Origin of the sequence: Streptomyces sp. NBC_00390 (assembly GCF_036057275.1) — a bacterium.
Classification (GTDB): Bacteria; Actinomycetota; Actinomycetes; order Streptomycetales; family Streptomycetaceae; genus Streptomyces.
Map to the genome: position 1 here is coordinate 3,738,012 of NZ_CP107945.1, position 18,831 is coordinate 3,756,842.

Consider the following 18,831-nt stretch of genomic DNA (forward strand, 5'->3'; position numbering starts at 1 on the left):
CCACGGTCCCGTCAGTTCGCGGGCGGCGGTCCCTGGTCCGGCGTCCCGGGCTCCGTCGGCGGGCTCGGGTCCGGGTCCGACGGGTCGGGGGCGGGCGAGGACGGTGGCGGGCCCGACGGCTCGCTCGGCGTCGGCTCCGGCTCCTGTGAGGCCGGCGGAGGGCTGGACGGGGGCGTCGGGTCGGGGCCGGGCGGGGTGGGCGGCGGGTTCGTGGCTCCTTGGCCGCGAACGGCGACCACCGCGCCGGACGGGTCGACGCCGATGTGCGCGAGCCAGCGGCCCGAGGGCTCGCGGTCGTGGTCGACGACGACGTACAGCGTGATCGTTTCGCCAGGGTGGAGCGTGCCGTAGGAACGGCTCGCGTAGAGCCACGACGCGTCCGTCCAGACCGACCAGCTGACCGGGGAGCCGCCGGACGCGGTCAGTGTGATGCGGGTGCTGTCACCGGCCGGCCGTGCCTCGACGGACAGCCTGCCGGGGGCCGGCTGCCCGGGAGAGGTCGGCGGCGGGGGCGTCCCGGCGCTGATCACCTCGACCGAGACGTCCGGTGACCTGCGGCCGGCCGAGAACCGCGGGTCGGGCTCGGCGCTGGCGTTCCCCGCGTACTCGTAGTGGTCGTACGGATCGCTCTCCATGCCGCCCGCCGCGTCCGGGTCGCCGGCGCTGATGACGGGCCCTTCATGTGCCTCGCCGGTCAGCGGCGCGCCCCGGTAGGCGGCCCAGAGCGCCAGCACCGGTGCCGCCACGACCGCGGCCACGACGGTCGTGGTCACCGCACGCGCCCGCAGCCGGTCCCGCCGCGCCGCATGGTCCTTGGGGTCGAGCGGGAAGCCGCCGGGCCCGAAGCGCGGCCCGCCCGAACGGCCCCGCGGTACATGCAGCATCGCCATGTACGCGGCGGTCCGGCCCGCCTCGACCAGGGGCAGCGTGGCCGGGGCGGCGGCCGAGCCGGGCCACGGCCCGACCGCGCCCGCGCGCTCGGCTGCACGGCGGCAACGCGGGCAGTCGTCGACGTGGCGTACGAGTTCCCGGCGCAGGGTCGCGGACAGCAGCACCTGATGGTCGCCGGTGAGCCCCGCCACGGACGGGCAGTCGCCGGTCTCCACGACGGCCAGGGCGGCCCGGGTGCGCTCCACCTCGCAGGCCGCGCCGGCGAGCAGGTCGCGTGCCGATTCCACGTCCATGCCGAGGACGGACGCGACCTCGCGGGCGGCGAGGCCGTGGCGGACGGCCAGTTCGAGTGCCTCGCGCTGTTCGGGGGTGGTGCCGGCGGCTTCCGGCCAGGCCAGCAGCGCGAGTTCGGTGCGACGGCGCTCGGCGGTGTGCGGCGGGACGCCGGGCGCGGTGGTCGCCGGGTCGGGGGCAGCAGGACGGCCGCTGTGCGCGCCCTGCCGCTTGCGCCGCTGTTCGGCCATCCGGCGGCGGCAGGCCCAGCGGGCGAGCGCGTACAGCCATGCCTTCCGCTCGGCCTCGCCCCGGGGGCAGCGGCTGTGCTGGCGCTCGGCGACGGCGAGCACATCGCCGAGGACGGAGGTGGCCGCGTCGTGGTCGCACAGTACGGACAGGCAGTAGGTGAACAGGCCGTCCAGGTACGGCTCGTAACGGGCGGGCGGGCGTCCGGAAGCGGTACGGGACGTGCGCCGGTGCGCCCGGTGTGCGCCGGTGGAGTGCGTCGGGGGTTCCAGCCTGCTGCTCGTCACCCGGCGACCGTAGGCGCAGGGCCGTATCCCGTTCGCACCCCTTGAACACTTTTAATCCCTACGGGTGAACGTTTCCTCCGGTGCGGGGCAGGAACGCGGAATTCCGCCGCCGCGGGGTGACGGGGCCGAGCTCGCTGCCGACGGTCTCCCGGGCGCGGGACCGATGAGTTCCGCGGCACCAAGGGGTCAACTCTTCATGAGCAATGTCATCTCGGGGATGTCGATGTCCCTGGACGGGTTCGTCACCGGGCCTGGGGACACCCGTGCGAACCCGCTGGGCCTGGGCGGCGAGCGGCTGCACCGGTGGCTGTGCGACATGACGGAGTCGGACGAGCAGGTACTCGGCGACATGGTGCGCAATGTCGGGGCCGTCGTCATGGGCCGGCACTCGTACGACGTGTGCGAGGGCGAGGGGGGCTGGGGCGACGGCGGGCCGGTCGGCAAGGTGCCGTGCTTCGTCCTCACCCACCGTCCGCCGGATCCCGGGGACGTGGCCGCCCCGGACGTGTTCACCTTCGTCGCGGACGGTATCGAGGCAGCCGTCCGGCAGGCGAAGGCAGCCGCCGGGGCTCTGGACGTCGGTGTGCACGGCGCGAGCGTCGCCCGGCAGGCGCTGAACGCGGGCCTCCTCGACGAGATCCACACCACCTTGGTGCCGGTCCTGCTCGGCTCCGGAAAGCGGCTGTTCGACGGCGTCGACGGGCCGGTGGAACTGCGCCGGACCTGGTCGGTCCAGTCCGCGGACGTCACACATCTGCGCTTCGTGGTCCTGCGCTGAAGCCCGCTCCGGCGGCCGGGCGGCTGCGCTGTCCGTGGGCACCGCTACGGTTTGCGCATGGCTGCCCGTACGAAATCCGCGAAGGACCGGCCGTCCTACCGCTGCACCGAATGCGGCTGGACGACCGCCAAGTGGCTCGGCCGCTGCCCCGAGTGCCAGGCCTGGGGGACGGTCGAGGAGTACGGCGCACCCGCCGTGCGCACCACTGCCGCGGGGCGCGTCTCCACCGCCGCGCTGCCCATCGGCCAGGTCGACGGCCGCCAGGCGACCGCGCGCTCCACCGGTGTGGACGAGCTCGACCGCGTGCTCGGCGGCGGACTGGTGCCGGGCGCCGTCGTGCTGCTCGCGGGCGAGCCCGGTGTCGGCAAGTCCACGCTGCTGCTCGATGTCGCGGCCAAGGCTGCGAGCGAGGCCCACCGCACGCTGTATGTGACGGGCGAGGAGTCAGCGAGCCAGGTCCGGCTGCGCGCCGACCGGATCAAGGCCCTGCACGACCACCTGTATCTCGCCGCCGAGACCGATCTGTCCGCGGTGCTCGGCCACTTGGACGCGGTCAAGCCGTCCCTGCTCGTCCTCGACTCCGTGCAGACGGTCGCGTCCCCCGAGATCGACGGCGCCCCGGGCGGCATGGCCCAGGTCCGCGAGGTCGCCGGAGCCCTGATCCGTGCTTCCAAGGAGCGCGGCATGTCCACGCTGCTGGTCGGTCATGTCACCAAGGACGGTGCGATCGCCGGGCCGCGGCTGCTGGAGCACCTGGTCGATGTGGTGCTCTCCTTCGAGGGCGACCGGCACGCCCGGCTGCGGCTGGTCCGCGGCGTCAAGAACCGCTACGGGGCGACCGACGAGGTCGGCTGCTTCGAGCTGCACGACGAGGGGATCACCGGCCTCGCCGACCCGTCCGGGCTCTTCCTCACCCGCCGCGACGAGCCCGTCCCCGGCACCTGCCTGACGGTCACGCTCGAAGGCCGCCGCCCGCTCGTGGCCGAGGTGCAGGCACTGACCGTGGACTCCCAGATCCCCTCGCCCCGGCGCACCACCTCCGGCCTGGAGACCTCGCGCGTGTCGATGATGCTCGCCGTGCTCGAGCAGCGCGGGCGGATCAGCGCGCTCGGCAAGCGAGACATCTACAGCGCGACGGTCGGCGGAGTGAAGCTCTCCGAGCCCGCGGCCGACCTCGCCATCGCGCTCGCCCTGGCGTCGGCCGCCAGCGACACCCCACTGCCGAAGAACCTCGTCGCGATCGGCGAGGTGGGCCTTGCGGGCGAGGTCAGACGGGTCACGGGCGTCCAGCGCCGGCTCGCCGAGGCACACCGGCTCGGCTTCACCCACGCGCTGGTCCCGTCCGATCCGGGCAAGGTTCCGTCCGGTATGAAGGTCACGGAAGTAGCGGACATGGGGGACGCGCTGCGGGTGCTCCCGCGGGGGCGGCAGCAGGGCTCGGGCGGGGCCGGACGCAGAGAGCGGGCAGAGGCCCCACGGGAGGACGAGGCGCGCCGGTAGACTTTGCCCTGGTCTCCGCCCACCCGTACGAGCCGGAGGAGTGCAGTGGCAGCCAAGGACGGGGCAACAGCACCCGGGAAGTCCGGCTCAGGCACGGGCAACGAAGCGCTGATCCGCGCCGCTCTGAGCGCGGTCGCCCCGGGCACCGCACTGCGCGACGGCCTGGAACGCATCCTCCGGGGAAACACCGGAGGTCTGATCGTTCTCGGCATGGACAAGTCGGTCGAGTCGATGTGTACCGGCGGCTTCGTGCTGGACGTGGAGTTCACCGCGACCCGGCTGCGCGAGCTGTGCAAGCTGGACGGAGCGCTCATCCTCGACAAGGACATCTCCAAGATCCACCGGGCCGGTGTGCAGCTGGTCCCGGACGCGTCCATCCCTACCGAGGAGACCGGCACCCGCCACCGCACCGCGGACCGGGTCTCGCGTCAGTGCGGGTTCCCCGTGGTGTCGGTGTCGCAGTCGATGCGGCTGATCGCGCTGTACGTGGACGGCGAGCGCCGGGTGCTGGAGGAGTCGGCCGCGATCCTGTCCCGCGCCAACCAGGCACTGGCGACCCTGGAGCGCTACAAGCTCCGTCTGGACGAGGTGGCCGGCACCCTCTCGGCCCTGGAGATCGAGGACCTGGTCACCGTCCGGGACGTCGGGGCCGTGGCGCAGCGCCTGGAGATGGTGCGCCGTATCGCCACCGAGATCGCCGAGTACGTGGTGGAGCTGGGCACCGACGGCCGCCTTCTCTCGCTCCAGCTGGACGAGTTGATCGCGGGTGTGGAGCCGGAGCGCGATCTGGTGGTGCGCGACTACGTGCCGGAGCCGACCTCCCCCAGGGCTGTGCCCGGGAGGGGCCCCCAGCGCTCGCGCACGGTCGACGAGGCGCTCGCCGAGCTGGACGCGCTGACCCACACCGAACTGCTCGAACTGCCCGTCGTGGCCAGGGCGCTGGGCTACAGCGGCTCTCCTGAGACGCTCGACTCCGCGGTCTCGCCGCGTGGCCACCGGCTGCTGGCCAAGGTGCCCCGGCTGCCCGGCGCCATCATCGAGCGGCTGGTGGAGCACTTCGGCGGACTGCAGAAGCTGCTCGCGGCAAGCGTGGACGATCTGCAGGCCGTGGACGGCGTCGGCGAGGCTCGGGCCCGCAGCGTACGGGAGGGGCTGTCGCGGCTCGCCGAGTCGTCGATCCTGGAGCGCTACGTCTGACACCGTATGCGCGAGGGGGCTTCAGGACCCGGTCCTGAAGCCCCCTCGCGCATGGTGGTCGGCTCAGTCCTTCTCCAGACGGAACGATGCCGGCAGCACCTTCACGCCCGGGAACGTCACCTCGACCAGGTAGGTGCCCGGCCCTGCCGACCCGGGGGACGGGGTCGCGCACTGCGGCTCGCTCCGCTTGCGGTCCCACTCCACGGTGTGCGTGATCGTCCCCTTCGGGGGAACCCGCAGCAGTCGGCCGGAAGAGGTACGCGGGCAGTCTCCGGAGGCCCAGACGTCCTCGTCGTCGCTGCCGGTGACCTTGAAGACCGCCGCCTTCGGCCCGAAGTCCGCCTTGCACGCCGTGGCCGACGAGTTGGTCACGACGAGCTGGAAGACAGGCTTCTCATCGGGGGCGTACGAGACCTCGACGCTGCGCAGCGTCAACTTCAGCGCGCTCGGGGCGCAGTCGGGCAGGCTGGAGCCGGCCGGGACCTGCTGGCCGCCCGAACCGCCGCCGCCCGCACCAGCGGTGCCGTTGCCGCCGTTCGTGCCGTCCGTACCGCCGTCGGTACCGCTGGAGGCGTCGCCTGTGCCGTCACCGTTCGATCCGTCCGAATCCCCCGACTCGTCGCGGCCGCCCGGCTGTTCACTGATCGCGGGTCCGGACTGGTCGGGCCCGGGCGTGATGGTGGGCGCGGGCCGCGGGTCGCGGTCGCCCGACTTGCCGCTCGTGTTCCCGGTGTCTCCCCCGGAATTGAAGGCCCATACGATCAGCACAACGAGCAGTGCCGTCAACGACAGCGCGACAGCCCTCCGTCGCCAGTAGATGGAGGAGGGGAGCGGCCCGATCGGATTGCGCAGAGATCCCACGGAGCGAACTCTACGAGAGAACCGGGCCAACTCCGGCCCCACCCGCCGCCCTCGTCGACAAGTTCTGCCGATCATCATCCCAGTCGATCACCGGCGGTCGATGCCGACCCGTGGCACATCCCCGCCGCTCTCTTCACGGTCGCCGCCGACCGGTCGCTACGGGTGACCGACGGGCCGCGAATGGCACGCTGCGTCACCGCCGGACCCGGCCGCGTCCGATGTCCGAACAGCCGGGGCCGCCCCGCTCACGGAGCGTATGCACCACCCCGTCGCCCGGACGTGCCAGGATCGATGTGCCATGACTGCCACTCACACATCACAGACGTCCGACGCCCTCGCACCGGCCTCCCTGCACACGCCTGTCATCGCGTGGTTCGACCAGCACGCCCGCGACCTGCCCTGGCGTCGCCCCGAGGCCGGCGCCTGGGGCGTGATGGTCAGCGAGTTCATGCTGCAGCAGACCCCGGTCAGCCGCGTGCTCCCCGTGTACGAACAGTGGCTCGCCCGCTGGCCGCGCCCCGCCGACCTCGCTGCGGAGGCGCCCGGCGAGGCGGTCCGCGCCTGGGGCCGGCTCGGCTATCCACGGCGAGCCCTGCGGCTGCACGGGGCCGCACAGGCGATAACGGAGCGGCACGGCGGCGACGTACCCAGCGACCATGCGCAGCTGCTGGCGCTGCCGGGCATCGGCGAGTACACCGCGGCGGCGGTGGCCTCCTTCGCGTACGGACAGCGGCACGCGGTCCTGGACACCAACGTCCGGCGGGTCTTCGCCCGTGCCGCGAGCGGCATCCAGTACCCGCCGAACGCGACGACGGCCGCCGAGCGCAGGCTGGCCCGCGAGCTGCTCCCCGAGGACGAGGCGACCGCGGCACGGTGGGCGGCGGCGTCGATGGAGCTCGGGGCTCTGGTGTGCACCGCGAAGAACGAGGACTGCGCGCGCTGTCCCATCTCCGCGCGCTGTGCGTGGCGGCTGGCCGGGAAGCCCGCGCACGAGGGTCCGGCGCGCCGCGGCCAGACATACGCGGGAACGGACCGCCAGGTGCGCGGCAAGCTGCTGGCGGTGCTCCGCGAGGCGGTGGTGCCGGTGCCTCAGTCCGCACTGGACACGGTGTGGCACGAGCCGGTGCAGCGGGCGCGCGCCCTGGACGGACTGGTCGCCGACGGGCTGGTCGAGCCCTTGGAAGGTGGTCTGTACCGGCTCCCGCACAGTTGAGCGTTCATCTCTACCCCTGACCAACCCCACCCGAAACCTGTCCTGTTACACAACCGATGGATAGCCGTGCGCCGTCCGACGGCTGCTTCGCACAGTTCGGTGACAACGCCTCCGTAGCTTCTTGTGACGCAAGGAGTTTGCGGTGTTGGTCACGGGGCGGAGGCGGTTGGAATGGCGCACGGCGAGGTGCTCGCGTTCGAGGAGTACGTACGCACACGGCAGGAGGCGCTGTTGCGCTGCGCCCGGCGTCTGGTCCCCGATCCGATCGACGCGCAGGACCTGCTCCAGACCGCGCTGGTGCGCACCTACCACCGCTGGGACGGAATAGCGGACAAGTCGCTTGCGGACGCGTACCTTCGGCGCGTGATGATCAATACGCGCACCGAGTGGTGGCGTGCCCGCAAGCTCGACGAGGTCCCGACCGAGCAGCTGCCCGACGCGAGCGTCGAGGACGGCAGCGAGCAGCGGGCCGACCGTGCCCTGCTGATGGATGTGCTGAAGGTGCTGGCACCCAAGCAGCGCAGTGTGGTGGTCCTGCGACACTGGGAGCAGATGAGCACCGAGGAGACCGCCGCCGCACTGGGGATGTCGGCCGGTACGGTGAAGAGCACGCTGCACCGGGCCCTGGCCCGGCTCCGCCAGGAGCTGGAGAGCCGGGATCTTCAGGCGCGTGCACAGGAGCGCGGGGAGCTGCGGCGGATTGATGAGCGATGGGGGCAGGAGCGTTGCGCGGCCTGACTGACGGAGCCGGAAGCGGCGGGAGGACCCTGGCGACAAGCGGTGCGGCGACGGCCGGGCTCGTCGCCGCGGCCCTGTTCGCGGCCGGCTGTTCCACCGGGGGCACCGGTGTGCAGGACGAAGGGGTGGTGCCCTCCTCGGCCGCCGCGAAGGCCACCCCGTCCCCGCTCGGGCCTCCCGGCGGTAAGGACGAGTTCACCGGGGCCGTCGACGCGGTGCAGTTGCTCAAGAACGACCCGAAGGTCAGCGCCCGCGTCAAGGCCGATCTGCAGCGGTGCGCAGGGGACCAGTTCCCCGTGGACACGTCGTACGGGGTGATCACCGCAGGCACCGCGCCCGATGTCGTCATCAACGTCATGACCTGCGGCGATGCCGTCGGCATGGGGACCTACGTCTATCGCGGCACCGGCAAGACGTACGAGAACGTCTTCATCCTCGAGGAGCCGTCCGTCTACGCGGTGATCGACCGCGGCGACCTGGTGGTGACCCGGCAGGTGTACGACAAGGGCGACCCGGTCGCCGACCCGTCCGCCGAGGAAGTGACCACCTACCGCTGGTCGGCGGGCAAGTTCACCCGGCAGTTCTGGGTGCGCAACGAATTCAGCAGATCGGTCGGTGAGGGAGAGGAACTCCCCACCGACCTTCCCCTACCGAGTGAGAACTGAGAGCAGCCGCGTGGCCGAGACCCATGTCCTGTTCGTCGAGGACGACGACGTCATCCGCGAGGCCACCCAGCTGGCGCTGGAGCGCGACGGCTTCGTGGTGACCGCCATGCCCGACGGGCTCCAGGGCCTGGAGGCGTTCCGGACCGACCGGCCGGACATCGCGCTGCTCGATGTGATGGTGCCCGGCCTGGACGGGGTGAGCCTGTGCCGCCGGATCCGGGACGAGTCGACCGTGCCCGTGATCATGCTGTCCGCGCGCGCCGACTCGATCGATGTCGTCCTCGGCCTGGAGGCGGGGGCCGACGACTATGTCACCAAGCCGTTCGACGGTGCGGTGCTCGTGGCCAGGATCCGCGCCGTACTGCGCCGCTTCGGGCACGCGGGCGGGCCGGCCCCGGGCGAAGCAGCGCGTGCCGAGGCGGACCAGCAGGGCACGCTGGCCTTCGGCGATCTGGAGATCGACACCGAGGGCATGGAGGTGCGCAAGGCGGGTGAGCCGGTGGCGCTGACGCCGACGGAGATGCGGCTGCTGCTGGAGTTCTCGTCCGCGCCCGGCACGGTGCTCTCCCGCGACAAGCTGCTGGAACGCGTCTGGGACTACGGCTGGGGCGGCGACACCCGGGTCGTGGACGTTCATGTCCAGCGCCTGCGCATCAAGATCGGCCAGGACCGGATCGAGACGGTCCGCGGTTTCGGCTACAAATTCAAGGCATGAGGCGCCGCCGATGAGACGCATGGCTCTGCGCACCGGCGTCCGCTGGAAGATCAGTGTGGCGATCGCGGCCGTCGGCGCGCTGATCGCCATGACGCTGAGCCTGGTCGTGCACAACGCGGCCCGTGTCTCGATGCTGGACAACGCCCGCGATGTGCAGATGGACCGGGTCCTGCTCGCCGAGCGCTGGTACGAGACGTCCAAGAACAAGGACCCGCGCTTCAACAGCAAGATCAACGATCCCGCGGTACCCGAGGAACTCCAGCGGCTGATGCTGGAGAACCGGCGCGGCACCTACGTGGACGAGGGCCGAGACCGGAGCCCCGAGATCTGGGCGGCCGTGCCGCTGGCCAACGGCGATGTGCTCTCGCTGCACAGTCAGTTCGGCGGCAACAGCGCCACTGTCATGAAGGACCTCGACCGGGCGCTGATCATCGGCTCACTCTCGGTGGTGCTCGGCGGCTCCGCGCTCGGCGTGCTGATCGGCGGCCAGCTCTCGCGGCGGCTGCGCAAGGCCGCGGCGGCGGCCGGCAAGGTCGCCCAGGGCAACACCGAGGTACGGGTCAGGGACGCCATCGGCGGCGTCGTACGCGACGAGACCGACGATCTGGCCCGCGCGGTCGACCGGCTGACCGACGCGCTCAACGAGCGCATCGAAGCGGAGCGCCGGGTCACCGCGGACATCGCGCACGAGTTGCGCACTCCTGTGACCGGGCTGCTCACGGCGGCGGAGCTGCTGCCGCCGGGGCGTCCCACCGAGCTGGTGCGGGACCGGGCGCAGGCGATGCGCACGCTGGTCGAGGACGTGCTGGAGGTGGCCCGGCTCGACGGTGCGTCGGAGCGGGCGGAGCTGCAGGAGATCCAGCTGGGGGACTTCGTCCGGCGCCGGATCGCCAGACTCGACGCCGCGGTGTCGGTCCAGGTCGTGCACGAGTCCTGGGTCAACACCGACCCCCGGCGTCTCGAGCGGATACTGCTGAATCTGCTGACCAACGCCGCCAAGTACGGCAGGGCGCCGGTGGAGGTCACCGTCGAGGGGCGCGTGGTGCGGGTGCGGGACCACGGGCCGGGGTTCCCGGAGGCCCTGCTGCGCGAGGGGCCCAGCCGGTTCCGTACGGGGGCCAGTGACCGGGCCGGTACGGGGCACGGGCTCGGGCTGACGATCGCGGCGGGGCAGGCGCGGGTGCTCGGGGCCCGGCTGACGTTCCGCAATGCCGCACCCACGGGGGCGACGCCGCTGGGAGCGTCCGGCGGCGCGATCGCCGTGCTGTGGCTGCCCGAGCATGCGCCCACCAACTCCGGCAGCTTCCCGATGATGCCGGCCGACTGACGTACAGGGACCGGCCGGCGCAAGGCAAAGGCGAGCGGCGGCCGGGTCGGGGGCCCGGCCACCGCTCGGCCGCTGCACGGCGGGGAGTTCCGGCGGGAGGCTCCCCGGTCAGACGCTCGCGGCGGCCTTGTCCTCGGTCGGCTCGTCCGCGGCGGGTGAGGGGCCCGTCCCGCGCAGCGGCACCTCCTTGACGAAGAAGGCGGCGATGAAGCCGATCACCGCGACGGCGGCGCCGAGCAGGAAGGCGGCGTGCGTACCGGACGCGACGGCGAACTCGTACGCCTCCCGGACCGGCTCGGGCAGCTTCGCCAGGCTCGCGGCGTCCAGCTGCGCGGAGCCCGCGGTCGCCTGTCCCCCGCCGCGCGCTGCCATCTCGTCCTGGACCCGGCCGGTGAACAGGGCGCCCATGATGGCGACGCCGAAGGAGCTGCCGAGCGTACGGAAGAGGGTGGCCGACGACGAGGCGACGCCCATGTCCTTCAGCTCGACGCTGTTCTGTGCGACGAGCATGGTGACCTGCATCAGGAAGCCCATGCCCGCGCCGAGCACAGCCATGTAGATCCCGGAGGTCAGCCGCGAGGTCCCGGTGTCCATCTGGGCGAGCAGGAAGAGTCCGGCCACGATCAGACCGGCGCCCACGATGGGGAAGATCCGGTACCTGCCGGTGCTGGTGGTGACCCGGCCCGCGTACATCGACACGACCAGCATCGACATCAGCATGGGCAGCAGGAGCAGTCCGGAGTTGGTGGCCGACGCGCCCTGCACGGACTGCTGGAACAGCGGCAGGAAGAGCACGGCACCGAACATCACGAAGCCGGCGAGGAAGCCGATCACGGACATGAGCGAGAAGTTGCGGCTGCGGAAGATGTGCAGCGGCATCAGGGGCTCGGCCGCCCGGCGCTCGACGAAGAGGAAGCCGGTGAGCGACGCCACGCCGATGGCGGTCAGCTCCATGATCACGGCGGAGTCCCAGGCGTACTCCGTTCCGCCCCAGGTGGTGACCAGCACGATCGCGGTGATGCCCACGGTCAGCAGCGCGGCGCCGAGGTAGTCGACGTGCCTGGTCGCCTTCTCCTTCCTGGGCAGGTGCAGGACGGTCGTGATCATGGCAAGCGCGACCGCGCCGAGCGGCAGGTTGATGTAGAAGCTCCAGCGCCAGCCCCAGTGGTCGGTGATGCTGCCGCCGACCAGCGGTCCGCCGATCATGGCGACGGCCATGACGGCCGCCATCATGCCCTGGTACCTGCCCCGTTCACGCGGCGGCACCAGGTCACCGATGATCGCCATCACGCCGACCATCAGGCCGCCGGCGCCGAGGCCCTGCACGGCGCGGAAGCCGATCAGCTGCCCCATGTCCTGGGCCATGCCGCTGAGCGCCGAACCGATCAGGAAGATGACGATCGAGATGAGGAAGATGCCCTTGCGGCCGTACATGTCGCCGAGCTTGCCCCAGATCGGCGTGGAGGCGGCGGTGGCCAGGGTGTAGGCGGTGACCACCCAGGACAGATGCTCGAGGCCGCCGAGCTCGCCGACGATGGTCGGCATCGCGGTGCCGACGATCATGTTGTCGAGCATGGCGAGCAGCATCGCGATCATGAGCGCCAGGACGACGACGCGCACGCTGCGCGGCTCCGGCAGGCTCCCGGCCACCGGCTGCGACTGCGTGTCCCCGTCCGGGACGGCGTCCGCCGCCACGCTGGACCCTTTCCGGCCTCTTGCTATACCCATCGCCGTCCCCACTCCCCGACACTTACTTGCCGCCCGGCTAGTTGACTAGACTCGGGGACGGTAGACCGGTCACTAGCCGGGCGTCAAGTAAGTTTCGCGGGACCGGGGAGTGGGAGCAGCATGACCAGCACACCGCAGCCACGACGGGGCGACACGCGCCAGCGCATCCAGGACGTCGCACTGGAGCTTTTCGCCGAGCAGGGTTACGAGAAGACGTCGCTGCGCGAGATCGCCGCGGCCCTCGATGTCACCAAGGCGGCGCTGTACTACCACTTCAAGACCAAGGAAGACATCCTGATCAGCCTCTTCCAGGACCTGACCAGGCCGATCGACGAACTGATCGAGTGGGGGCGGACCCAGCCGCACACCCTGGAGACCAAGAAGGACGTGCTGCGCCGCTACAACGCGGCGCTGAACGACGCCGCCCCGCTCTTCCGCTTCATGCAGGAGAACCAGGCGACGGTGCGGGAGCTGAGCATCGGCGAGTCCTTCAAGGACCGCATGATCGCGATGCTCGCTCTGCTGAGGGACCCGGACGCGGAACTGATCGACCAGGTCCGCTGCATCACGGGGCTCTTCACGCTGCACGCGGCCATGTTCGCCCTGAAAGACGTCGAGGGCGACCCCGAGGAGAAGCGCGAAGCCGTTCTCGAAGTCGCCCTGGACCTGATCACCCAGGCCCATCACGCCTGACCGCCCGGGCGAACGTCAGATGGCGTCGCACGCTGTGTGCGACGCCATCCCGTGTGTGCATGCCGGAGCTGAGCCCGTACGTCAGATCTGGACGCCGGCGGAGCGCAGGAAGGCCATCGGGTTCAGGGCCGAGCCGTAGTTCGGGGTGGTACGGATCTCGAAGTGCAGGTGCGGGCCGGACGAGTTGCCGGTGTTGCCGGACTTGGCTATGAGCTGGCCGGCCTTCACCTGAGCACCCACACCGACGTTGACCGCCGACAGGTGGGCGTACTGCGAGTACTTGCCGTTGCCGTGCTTGATCACGATGGCGTTGCCGTACGCGGGGCCGTCGCCGCCACCGTTCGGGCCGGCCTTGACGACGGTGCCGGAACCGGCGGCCTTGACCGGGGTGCCGACCGGAACGGCGAAGTCCTGGCCGGAGTGCTTGTGGGACCACATGGCGCCACCCTGGTTGTAGCTCGCGGTCAGGGTGTACTTGCTGACCGGCTTCACCCAGGCCGCCGACTTCTTGGCGGTCTTGCCCTTCTTGGCCTGGACGGCGGCCTTCGCCACCGCAGCCTTCTTCACGGCGGCCTGCTTGGCGGCAGCGGCCTTGGCCTGAGCCTGGGCCTGGGCGGCGACAGCAGCGGCGGGGGTCATGGTGGCCGCCGTACCCGCATTTGCGGAGGCGACACCCGCGCCCGCTCCGACGACCATCACGGCGCCCATGCCGGTGGCGACGACGGCGCCACGGGTACGGAAGACGGACGGGCGGAGACGGTTGATCACGGTGCGCTTCGACATACGGGAGAACCTCCGGGCATTCGTGGACCCGGCGCTCTCACCGGGCTGGCCACACATTGGTAACCCGCACTCCCAACCCGACTCAAACCCCCCATCTACGACATCTCGTCGTAGTGAGACTTGCGGGAATCCGACCCTTGACACCCCATTTGCCCCTTTTGCTCCGATTCAGAAAGAGGCTGAAATACGGACACTCGGGGTGGTTTAGCCTCACATCCGACCAGTACAGAGGAGCTGGCCGCCCGGGCTCGACCGGGGTCGGAGGGCAGGGGGTCGAAGGTCCCGGCGCGGGGCGCCACGAAGGTCCCGGCCAAGGGCGCCGAGCAGGCACTATCCCGATTAGTAGGCCCTGAAACCCCTGTGCGCCTTGTCACGGGCGGGCCGGTCCGGTTGTGCAGCAGGTCACTGTCCACCGGCCCGCTCTTGTGCCCCAGGTCACCCAACTCGCAGGCATGAGGCGGCGAAAGGCCTGTGCTCCAGGTCACGCGGCCTGCCCGGCTTCCGGCGCCCGTGCCGCTCTCCGTGCCCGGCCGGACACGGCGTGCGCACGTTCTTCCCGCGCGCCCACCCGTCCGGGATGCTCCTGAGCCATGAGGAGACCCGTGATTCGTCCGAACCACCGTTCTCGGCGCCGCGGTTGGATCTGGCCCCTGGCCGTCGCGCTCGCCTGCACGCTCACCTGGAGCTCACCCGCCGGGGCCGGCCCCTCCGACAGCGGCCTCAAGGGCGCGATCGACAAGATCCTGGCCGACCCCCGGATGGACGGCGCGGCCAGTGGCGTCGTCGTCGCCGACGCCACCACCGGGGAGCGCCTCTACCAGCGGAACGGGGCCGACCGCCTGATGCCCGCCTCCAACACCAAACTGGCGACGTCCGCCGCCGCCATGGCGCTGCTCGGCCCCGAGCACCGCTACACCACCGACGTCCTGACCACCGGCCGCCGCCACGGCTCCACACTCGTCGGCGACCTCTACCTGCGCGGCAGCGGCGACCCGACCATGCTCGCGGCGGACTACGACCGACTCGCGGCCGACCTCGCCTCGTCCGGCATCACACGCGTCACCGGCCGCCTCGTCGCCGACGACACCCTCTTCGACACCCAGCGGCTGGGCCGCTCCTGGGCCGCCGACGACGAGTCCGCGTACTACTCCGCCCAGATCTCGGCGCTCACCGTCGCGCCCGACACCGACTACGACGCCGGAACCGTGGTGGTCGAGGCGACACCCGGTGAGCGGCCGGGCGAACGGCCCTCCGTCAAGCTCACCCCGCCCACCGACCACGTACGCCTCGACATCCGCGGCACCACCGTCCCCGCAGGCCAGGCCGACACCCTCACGGTCGAACGGCAGCACGGCACGAACACGATCACCATCAGCGGGAACGTCCCCGTCGGCGGGGACGCCACCAAGGAGTGGATCGCCGTCTGGGAGCCGACCGGCTACGCGGCCGCCGTGTTCTCGGACGCCCTCGCCGCCCACGGCGTACGGATCTTCGGCGGTCCGCGCCTGGGACTGCCCACCCCGCCCGGGGCCAGGTCGCTCGCCGCACACCGCTCCATGCCGCTCAAGGAGCTGATGCTGCCGTTCATGAAGCTGTCCAACAACATGCACGCCGAGGCGCTGACCAAGACCATCGGCCACAGGACCTCGGGGCGCGGCACGTGGGCGGCGGGCCTCGCGGCCGTCGACAGCTGGCTGCGGAAGGAGGGCATCGCCACCGGCACACTCCGCCAGGTCGACGGCTCCGGTCTGTCCCGGATGAACCTCTTCCCGGCCGAGCAGCTGGCCGCCCTGCTGCTCTCCGTCCGGGACGCGCCCTGGTTCGCCGACTGGTACGCGTCCCTCCCGGTGGCCTGTCACCCCGACCGCGCCGTCGGAGGCACACTGCGGTCCCGGATGTGCAACACCCCGGCCGCCCTCAACGCCCGCGCCAAGACCGGTTCACTGACCGGTGCCTCGGCCCTGTCGGGCTTTGTCACCGATGCCGCCGGCCGCGAGCTCGTCTACAGCATCGTGCTCAACAACCACATCGCCTCCTCGGTGAAGAGCATCGAGGACGCGATCGTGGTCACTCTGGCCTCGTCACGGACGGCCCAGAACACGATCACCACCGCTCCCCCGCGCACCGCGCGCACCCCTGCCCCCGCCGCGGATCTCGAATGCGCCTGGCAGAAGCCGGTGCCCTGCTGACCGGGCAGCAGGCCGCACCGCCGCAGTCGCGGTAGCCAGGAACCGGCGGCCGAAGAAGCCAGGGAACCCGAAAGGGGCTGCCCCGGCCCGTACGTTTCCGTACGGGTCCGGGGCAGCCCCTGTTGACCTTCGGGCGCTTACGCGTCCTTCGACAGGTTCGGACCGGTACCACCGGCCGCCTGCTCGATCGGCGGGACGTCGGGCAGCGCCGACTTCTCCTCGCCGCGGAAGGTGAACTTCTTCTCCTCACCCTCGCCCTCGGTGTCCACGACCACGATGTGACCGGGGCGCAGCTCGCCGAAGAGGATCTTCTCCGACAGCATGTCCTCGATCTCGCGCTGGATCGTCCGGCGCAGCGGCCGGGCACCCATGACCGGGTCGTAGCCCTTCTTGGCGAGCAGCGACTTGGCGTCCGCGCTGAGCTCGATGCCCATGTCGCGGTCCTTGAGCCGCTCGTCCACCTTGGCGATCATCAGGTCGACGATCTGGATGATGTCTTCCTCGGTGAGCTGGTGGAAGACGACCGTGTCGTCGACACGGTTGAGGAACTCCGGCCGGAAGTGCTGCTTGAGCTCTTCGTTGACCTTCGCCTTCATCCGCTCGTATCCGGTCTTGACGTCGCCCTGGGCGGCGAAGCCCAGGTTGAAGCCCTTGGAGATGTCCCGGGTCCCGAGGTTGGTCGTCATGATGATGACCGTGTTCTTGAAGTCCACGACGCGGCCCTGGGAGTCGGTCAGGCGACCGTCCTCCAGGATCTGCAGAAGGGAATTGAAGATATCGGGGTGGGCCTTCTCCACCTCGTCGAAGAGGACGACGGAGAACGGCTTGCGGCGCACCTTCTCTGTGAGCTGACCGCCCTCTTCGTAACCCACGTATCCGGGGGGCGAACCGAAGAGACGGGAAACCGTGTGCTTCTCGCTGAACTCCGACATGTCGAGGGAGATCAGCGCGTCCTCGTCGCCGAAGAGGAATTCGGCGAGCGTCTTGGAGAGCTCGGTCTTACCGACACCGGACGGACCGGCGAAGATGAACGAGCCACCGGGGCGCTTCGGGTCCTTCAGGCCGGCTCGCGTACGGCGGATCGCCTGCGAAAGGGCCTTGATGGCGTCCTTCTGCCCGATGACGCGCTTGTGGAGCTCGTCCTCCATGCGCAGCAGACGCGAGGACTCCTCCTCGGTCAGCTTGAAGACCGGAATGCCGGTGGCGGTCGCCAGGACCTCGGCGATCAGCTCGCCGTCGACCTCGGCGACGACGTCCATGTCGCCGGCCTTCCATTCCTTCTCGCGCTTGGTCTTCGCGGCCAGCAGCTGCTTCTCCTTGTCACGGAGCGAAGCTGCCTTCTCGAAGTCCTGCGAGTCGATCGCGGACTCCTTGTCACGGCGGACACCGGCGATCTTCTCGTCGAACTCGCGCAGGTCCGGCGGCGCGGTCATCCGGCGGATACGCATCCGGGAGCCGGCCTCGTCGATCAGGTCGATCGCCTTGTCCGGCAGGAAGCGGTCCGAGATGTACCGGTCGGCCAGGGTCGCGGCCTGGACCAGCGCCTCGTCCGTGATGGAGACACGATGGTGGGCCTCGTAGCGGTCGCGCAGACCCTTGAGGATCTCGATGGTGTGCGGCAGCGACGGCTCCGCGACCTGGATGGGCTGGAAGCGGCGCTCGAGCGCGGCGTCCTTCTCCAGGTGCTTGCGGTACTCGTCCAGCGTGGTGGCGCCGATGGTCTGCAGCTCGCCTCGCGCCAGCATCGGCTTGAGGATCGAGGCCGCGTCGATCGCGCCCTCGGCGGCACCCGCACCCACCAGGGTGTGGAGCTCGTCGATGAACAGGATGATGTCGCCGCGGGTGCGGATCTCCTTGAGGACCTTCTTCAGGCGCTCCTCGAAGTCACCCCGGTAGCGGGAGCCGGCGACCAGCGCACCGAGGTCCAGGGTGTAGAGGTGCTTGTCCTTGAGGGTCTCGGGCACCTCGCCCTTGACGATGGCCTGCGCCAGGCCTTCGACGACCGCCGTCTTACCGACGCCCGGCTCGCCGATGAGTACGGGGTTGTTCTTCGTACGGCGGGACAGCACCTGCATGACCCGCTCGATCTCCTTCTCGCGCCCGATGACCGGGTCGAGCTTGGACTCACGAGCGGCCTGGGTGAGATTCCGGCCGAACTGGTCCAGGACGAGCGAGGTCGAGGGCGTGCCCTCGGCCGGGCCGCCTGCCGTGGCGGCTTCCTTGCCCTGGTATCCGGAGAGCAGCTGGATGACCTGCTGCCGCACCCGGTTGAGATCGGCGCCCAGCTTCACGAGGACCTGGGCGGCGACGCCCTCACCCTCGCGGATCAGGCCGAGCAGGATGTGCTCGGTGCCGATGTAGTTGTGGCCCAGCTGAAGAGCCTCTCGGAGCGACAGCTCCAGGACCTTCTTGGCACGGGGCGTGAAGGGAATGTGACCGGACGGGGCCTGCTGGCCCTGGCCGATGATCTCCTCCACCTGCTGGCGGACCGCCTCGAGCGAAATCCCGAGGCTCTCCAGGGCCTTAGCGGCGACACCCTCACCCTCATGGATAAGGCCCAGGAGGATGTGCTCGGTGCCGATGTAGTTGTGGTTGAGCATCCGGGCTTCTTCCTGAGCCAGGACGACAACCCGCCGCGCGCGGTCGGTGAACCTCTCGAACATCGTTAATCGCTCCTCAGAGCGGTCAGGCAGTAAGGGGTCGGTCCCCTCCCTGTCCTTCCGCAGCTTAGTCCCGCAAGCGGG

General features: G+C 70.7%; 15 protein-coding genes. 10 read left to right on the plus strand and 5 right to left on the minus strand.

Translation table 11 applies throughout. The annotated features are described in order from the left end of the window. Positions 1-11: 11 nt before the first annotated feature. Positions 12-1,700 (minus strand): BACON domain-containing protein, encoded by a 1,689-nt coding sequence (locus OHS70_RS16095; protein ID WP_328398035.1) that lies wholly within the window; start codon positions 1,698-1,700, stop codon positions 12-14. Positions 1,701-1,896: 196 nt separating this feature from the next. On the opposite strand from OHS70_RS16095, the gene OHS70_RS16100 reads away from it, so the two are divergent. The 3 genes from OHS70_RS16100 to disA are packed head-to-tail and all read left to right on the plus strand — an operon-like array spanning position 1,897 to position 5,175. Beyond that, positions 1,897-2,478 carry a dihydrofolate reductase family protein gene (locus OHS70_RS16100; protein ID WP_328398037.1) on the plus strand — a complete coding sequence of 194 codons (582 nt, stop codon included), beginning with the start codon at positions 1,897-1,899 and terminating at the stop codon, positions 2,476-2,478. Between the two features lie 57 nt (positions 2,479-2,535). Then, on the plus strand, positions 2,536-3,978 hold the full coding sequence (gene radA, locus OHS70_RS16105) for a DNA repair protein RadA (RefSeq protein ID WP_328398039.1): 1,443 nt from the start codon (positions 2,536-2,538) through the stop codon (positions 3,976-3,978). 45 nt (positions 3,979-4,023) lie between these two features. After that, a complete protein-coding gene (disA, locus tag OHS70_RS16110) occupies positions 4,024-5,175 on the plus strand; it encodes a DNA integrity scanning diadenylate cyclase DisA (protein WP_328398041.1) in 1,152 nt (383 codons plus the stop codon). Positions 5,176-5,238: 63 nt separating this feature from the next. Here disA and OHS70_RS16115 read toward each other — a convergent pair whose 3' ends face one another. Further along, the gene (locus OHS70_RS16115) at positions 5,239-6,036 is read right to left on the minus strand and encodes a hypothetical protein (protein WP_328398043.1); all 798 of its coding nucleotides are present in this window, start codon (positions 6,034-6,036) and stop codon (positions 5,239-5,241) included. A gap of 298 nt (positions 6,037-6,334) precedes the next feature. Between OHS70_RS16115 and OHS70_RS16120 the strand changes: the two genes are divergently transcribed. The 5 genes from OHS70_RS16120 to cseC all read left to right on the plus strand — a co-directional run bounded on the left by OHS70_RS16120 (position 6,335) and on the right by cseC (position 10,694). After that, on the plus strand, positions 6,335-7,249 hold the full coding sequence (locus tag OHS70_RS16120) for an A/G-specific adenine glycosylase (RefSeq protein WP_328398045.1): 915 nt from the start codon (positions 6,335-6,337) through the stop codon (positions 7,247-7,249). Positions 7,250-7,420: 171 nt separating this feature from the next. Then, positions 7,421-7,987 carry a SigE family RNA polymerase sigma factor gene (locus OHS70_RS16125; RefSeq protein WP_328398047.1) on the plus strand — a complete coding sequence of 189 codons (567 nt, stop codon included), beginning with the start codon at positions 7,421-7,423 and terminating at the stop codon, positions 7,985-7,987. Beyond that, complete coding sequence (locus OHS70_RS16130) at positions 7,975-8,652, plus strand: hypothetical protein (RefSeq protein WP_328398049.1); 678 nt, start codon at positions 7,975-7,977, stop codon at positions 8,650-8,652. The genes OHS70_RS16125 and OHS70_RS16130 overlap by 13 nt, the downstream gene beginning before the upstream one ends. Before the next feature lie 10 nt (positions 8,653-8,662). Further along, positions 8,663-9,367, plus strand: a complete 705-nt coding sequence (gene cseB, locus OHS70_RS16135; protein ID WP_328398051.1) for a two-component system response regulator CseB — start codon at positions 8,663-8,665, stop codon at positions 9,365-9,367. Positions 9,368-9,377: 10 nt separating this feature from the next. Beyond that, positions 9,378-10,694 (plus strand): two-component system sensor histidine kinase CseC, encoded by a 1,317-nt coding sequence (gene cseC, locus OHS70_RS16140; protein WP_328398053.1) that lies wholly within the window; start codon positions 9,378-9,380, stop codon positions 10,692-10,694. 108 nt (positions 10,695-10,802) lie between these two features. Here cseC and OHS70_RS16145 read toward each other — a convergent pair whose 3' ends face one another. Next, complete coding sequence (locus tag OHS70_RS16145) at positions 10,803-12,389, minus strand: MDR family MFS transporter (protein ID WP_443062609.1); 1,587 nt, start codon at positions 12,387-12,389, stop codon at positions 10,803-10,805. A 153-nt stretch (positions 12,390-12,542) separates the two neighbouring features. On the opposite strand from OHS70_RS16145, the gene OHS70_RS16150 reads away from it, so the two are divergent. After that, positions 12,543-13,115: a TetR/AcrR family transcriptional regulator gene (locus OHS70_RS16150; protein ID WP_328398055.1), complete on the plus strand. Its 573-nt coding sequence runs from the start codon at positions 12,543-12,545 to the stop codon at positions 13,113-13,115. 81 nt (positions 13,116-13,196) lie between these two features. Here the strand turns inward: OHS70_RS16150 and OHS70_RS16155 are convergent, their stop codons facing one another. Next, positions 13,197-13,898 carry a M23 family metallopeptidase gene (locus OHS70_RS16155; RefSeq protein ID WP_328398057.1) on the minus strand — a complete coding sequence of 234 codons (702 nt, stop codon included), beginning with the start codon at positions 13,896-13,898 and terminating at the stop codon, positions 13,197-13,199. 590 nt (positions 13,899-14,488) lie between these two features. Between OHS70_RS16155 and dacB the strand changes: the two genes are divergently transcribed. Then, complete coding sequence (dacB, locus tag OHS70_RS16160) at positions 14,489-16,087, plus strand: D-alanyl-D-alanine carboxypeptidase/D-alanyl-D-alanine endopeptidase (protein WP_328398059.1); 1,599 nt, start codon at positions 14,489-14,491, stop codon at positions 16,085-16,087. Positions 16,088-16,224: 137 nt separating this feature from the next. On the opposite strand, the gene OHS70_RS16165 is transcribed toward dacB, so the two are convergent. Further along, complete coding sequence (locus tag OHS70_RS16165) at positions 16,225-18,750, minus strand: ATP-dependent Clp protease ATP-binding subunit (RefSeq protein ID WP_328398061.1); 2,526 nt, start codon at positions 18,748-18,750, stop codon at positions 16,225-16,227. Positions 18,751-18,831: the final 81 nt, after the last annotated feature.

Bases quoted from the DNA above. Each gene is read 5' to 3' on its own strand.
- OHS70_RS16100 (WP_328398037.1), top strand. From the start codon at position 1,897: ATGAGCAATGTCATCTCGGGGATGTCGATGTCCCTGGACGGGTTCGTC.
- radA (WP_328398039.1), top strand. From the start codon at position 2,536: ATGGCTGCCCGTACGAAATCCGCGAAGGACCGGCCGTCCTACCGCTGC.
- OHS70_RS16120 (WP_328398045.1), top strand. From the start codon at position 6,335: ATGACTGCCACTCACACATCACAGACGTCCGACGCCCTCGCACCGGCC.
- OHS70_RS16125 (WP_328398047.1), top strand. From the start codon at position 7,421: ATGGCGCACGGCGAGGTGCTCGCGTTCGAGGAGTACGTACGCACACGG.
- cseC (WP_328398053.1), top strand. From the start codon at position 9,378: ATGAGACGCATGGCTCTGCGCACCGGCGTCCGCTGGAAGATCAGTGTG.
- OHS70_RS16150 (WP_328398055.1), top strand. From the start codon at position 12,543: ATGACCAGCACACCGCAGCCACGACGGGGCGACACGCGCCAGCGCATC.
- OHS70_RS16155 (WP_328398057.1), bottom strand. From the start codon at position 13,898: ATGTCGAAGCGCACCGTGATCAACCGTCTCCGCCCGTCCGTCTTCCGT.
- dacB (WP_328398059.1), top strand. From the start codon at position 14,489: ATGAGGAGACCCGTGATTCGTCCGAACCACCGTTCTCGGCGCCGCGGT.
- OHS70_RS16165 (WP_328398061.1), bottom strand. From the start codon at position 18,750: ATGTTCGAGAGGTTCACCGACCGCGCGCGGCGGGTTGTCGTCCTGGCT.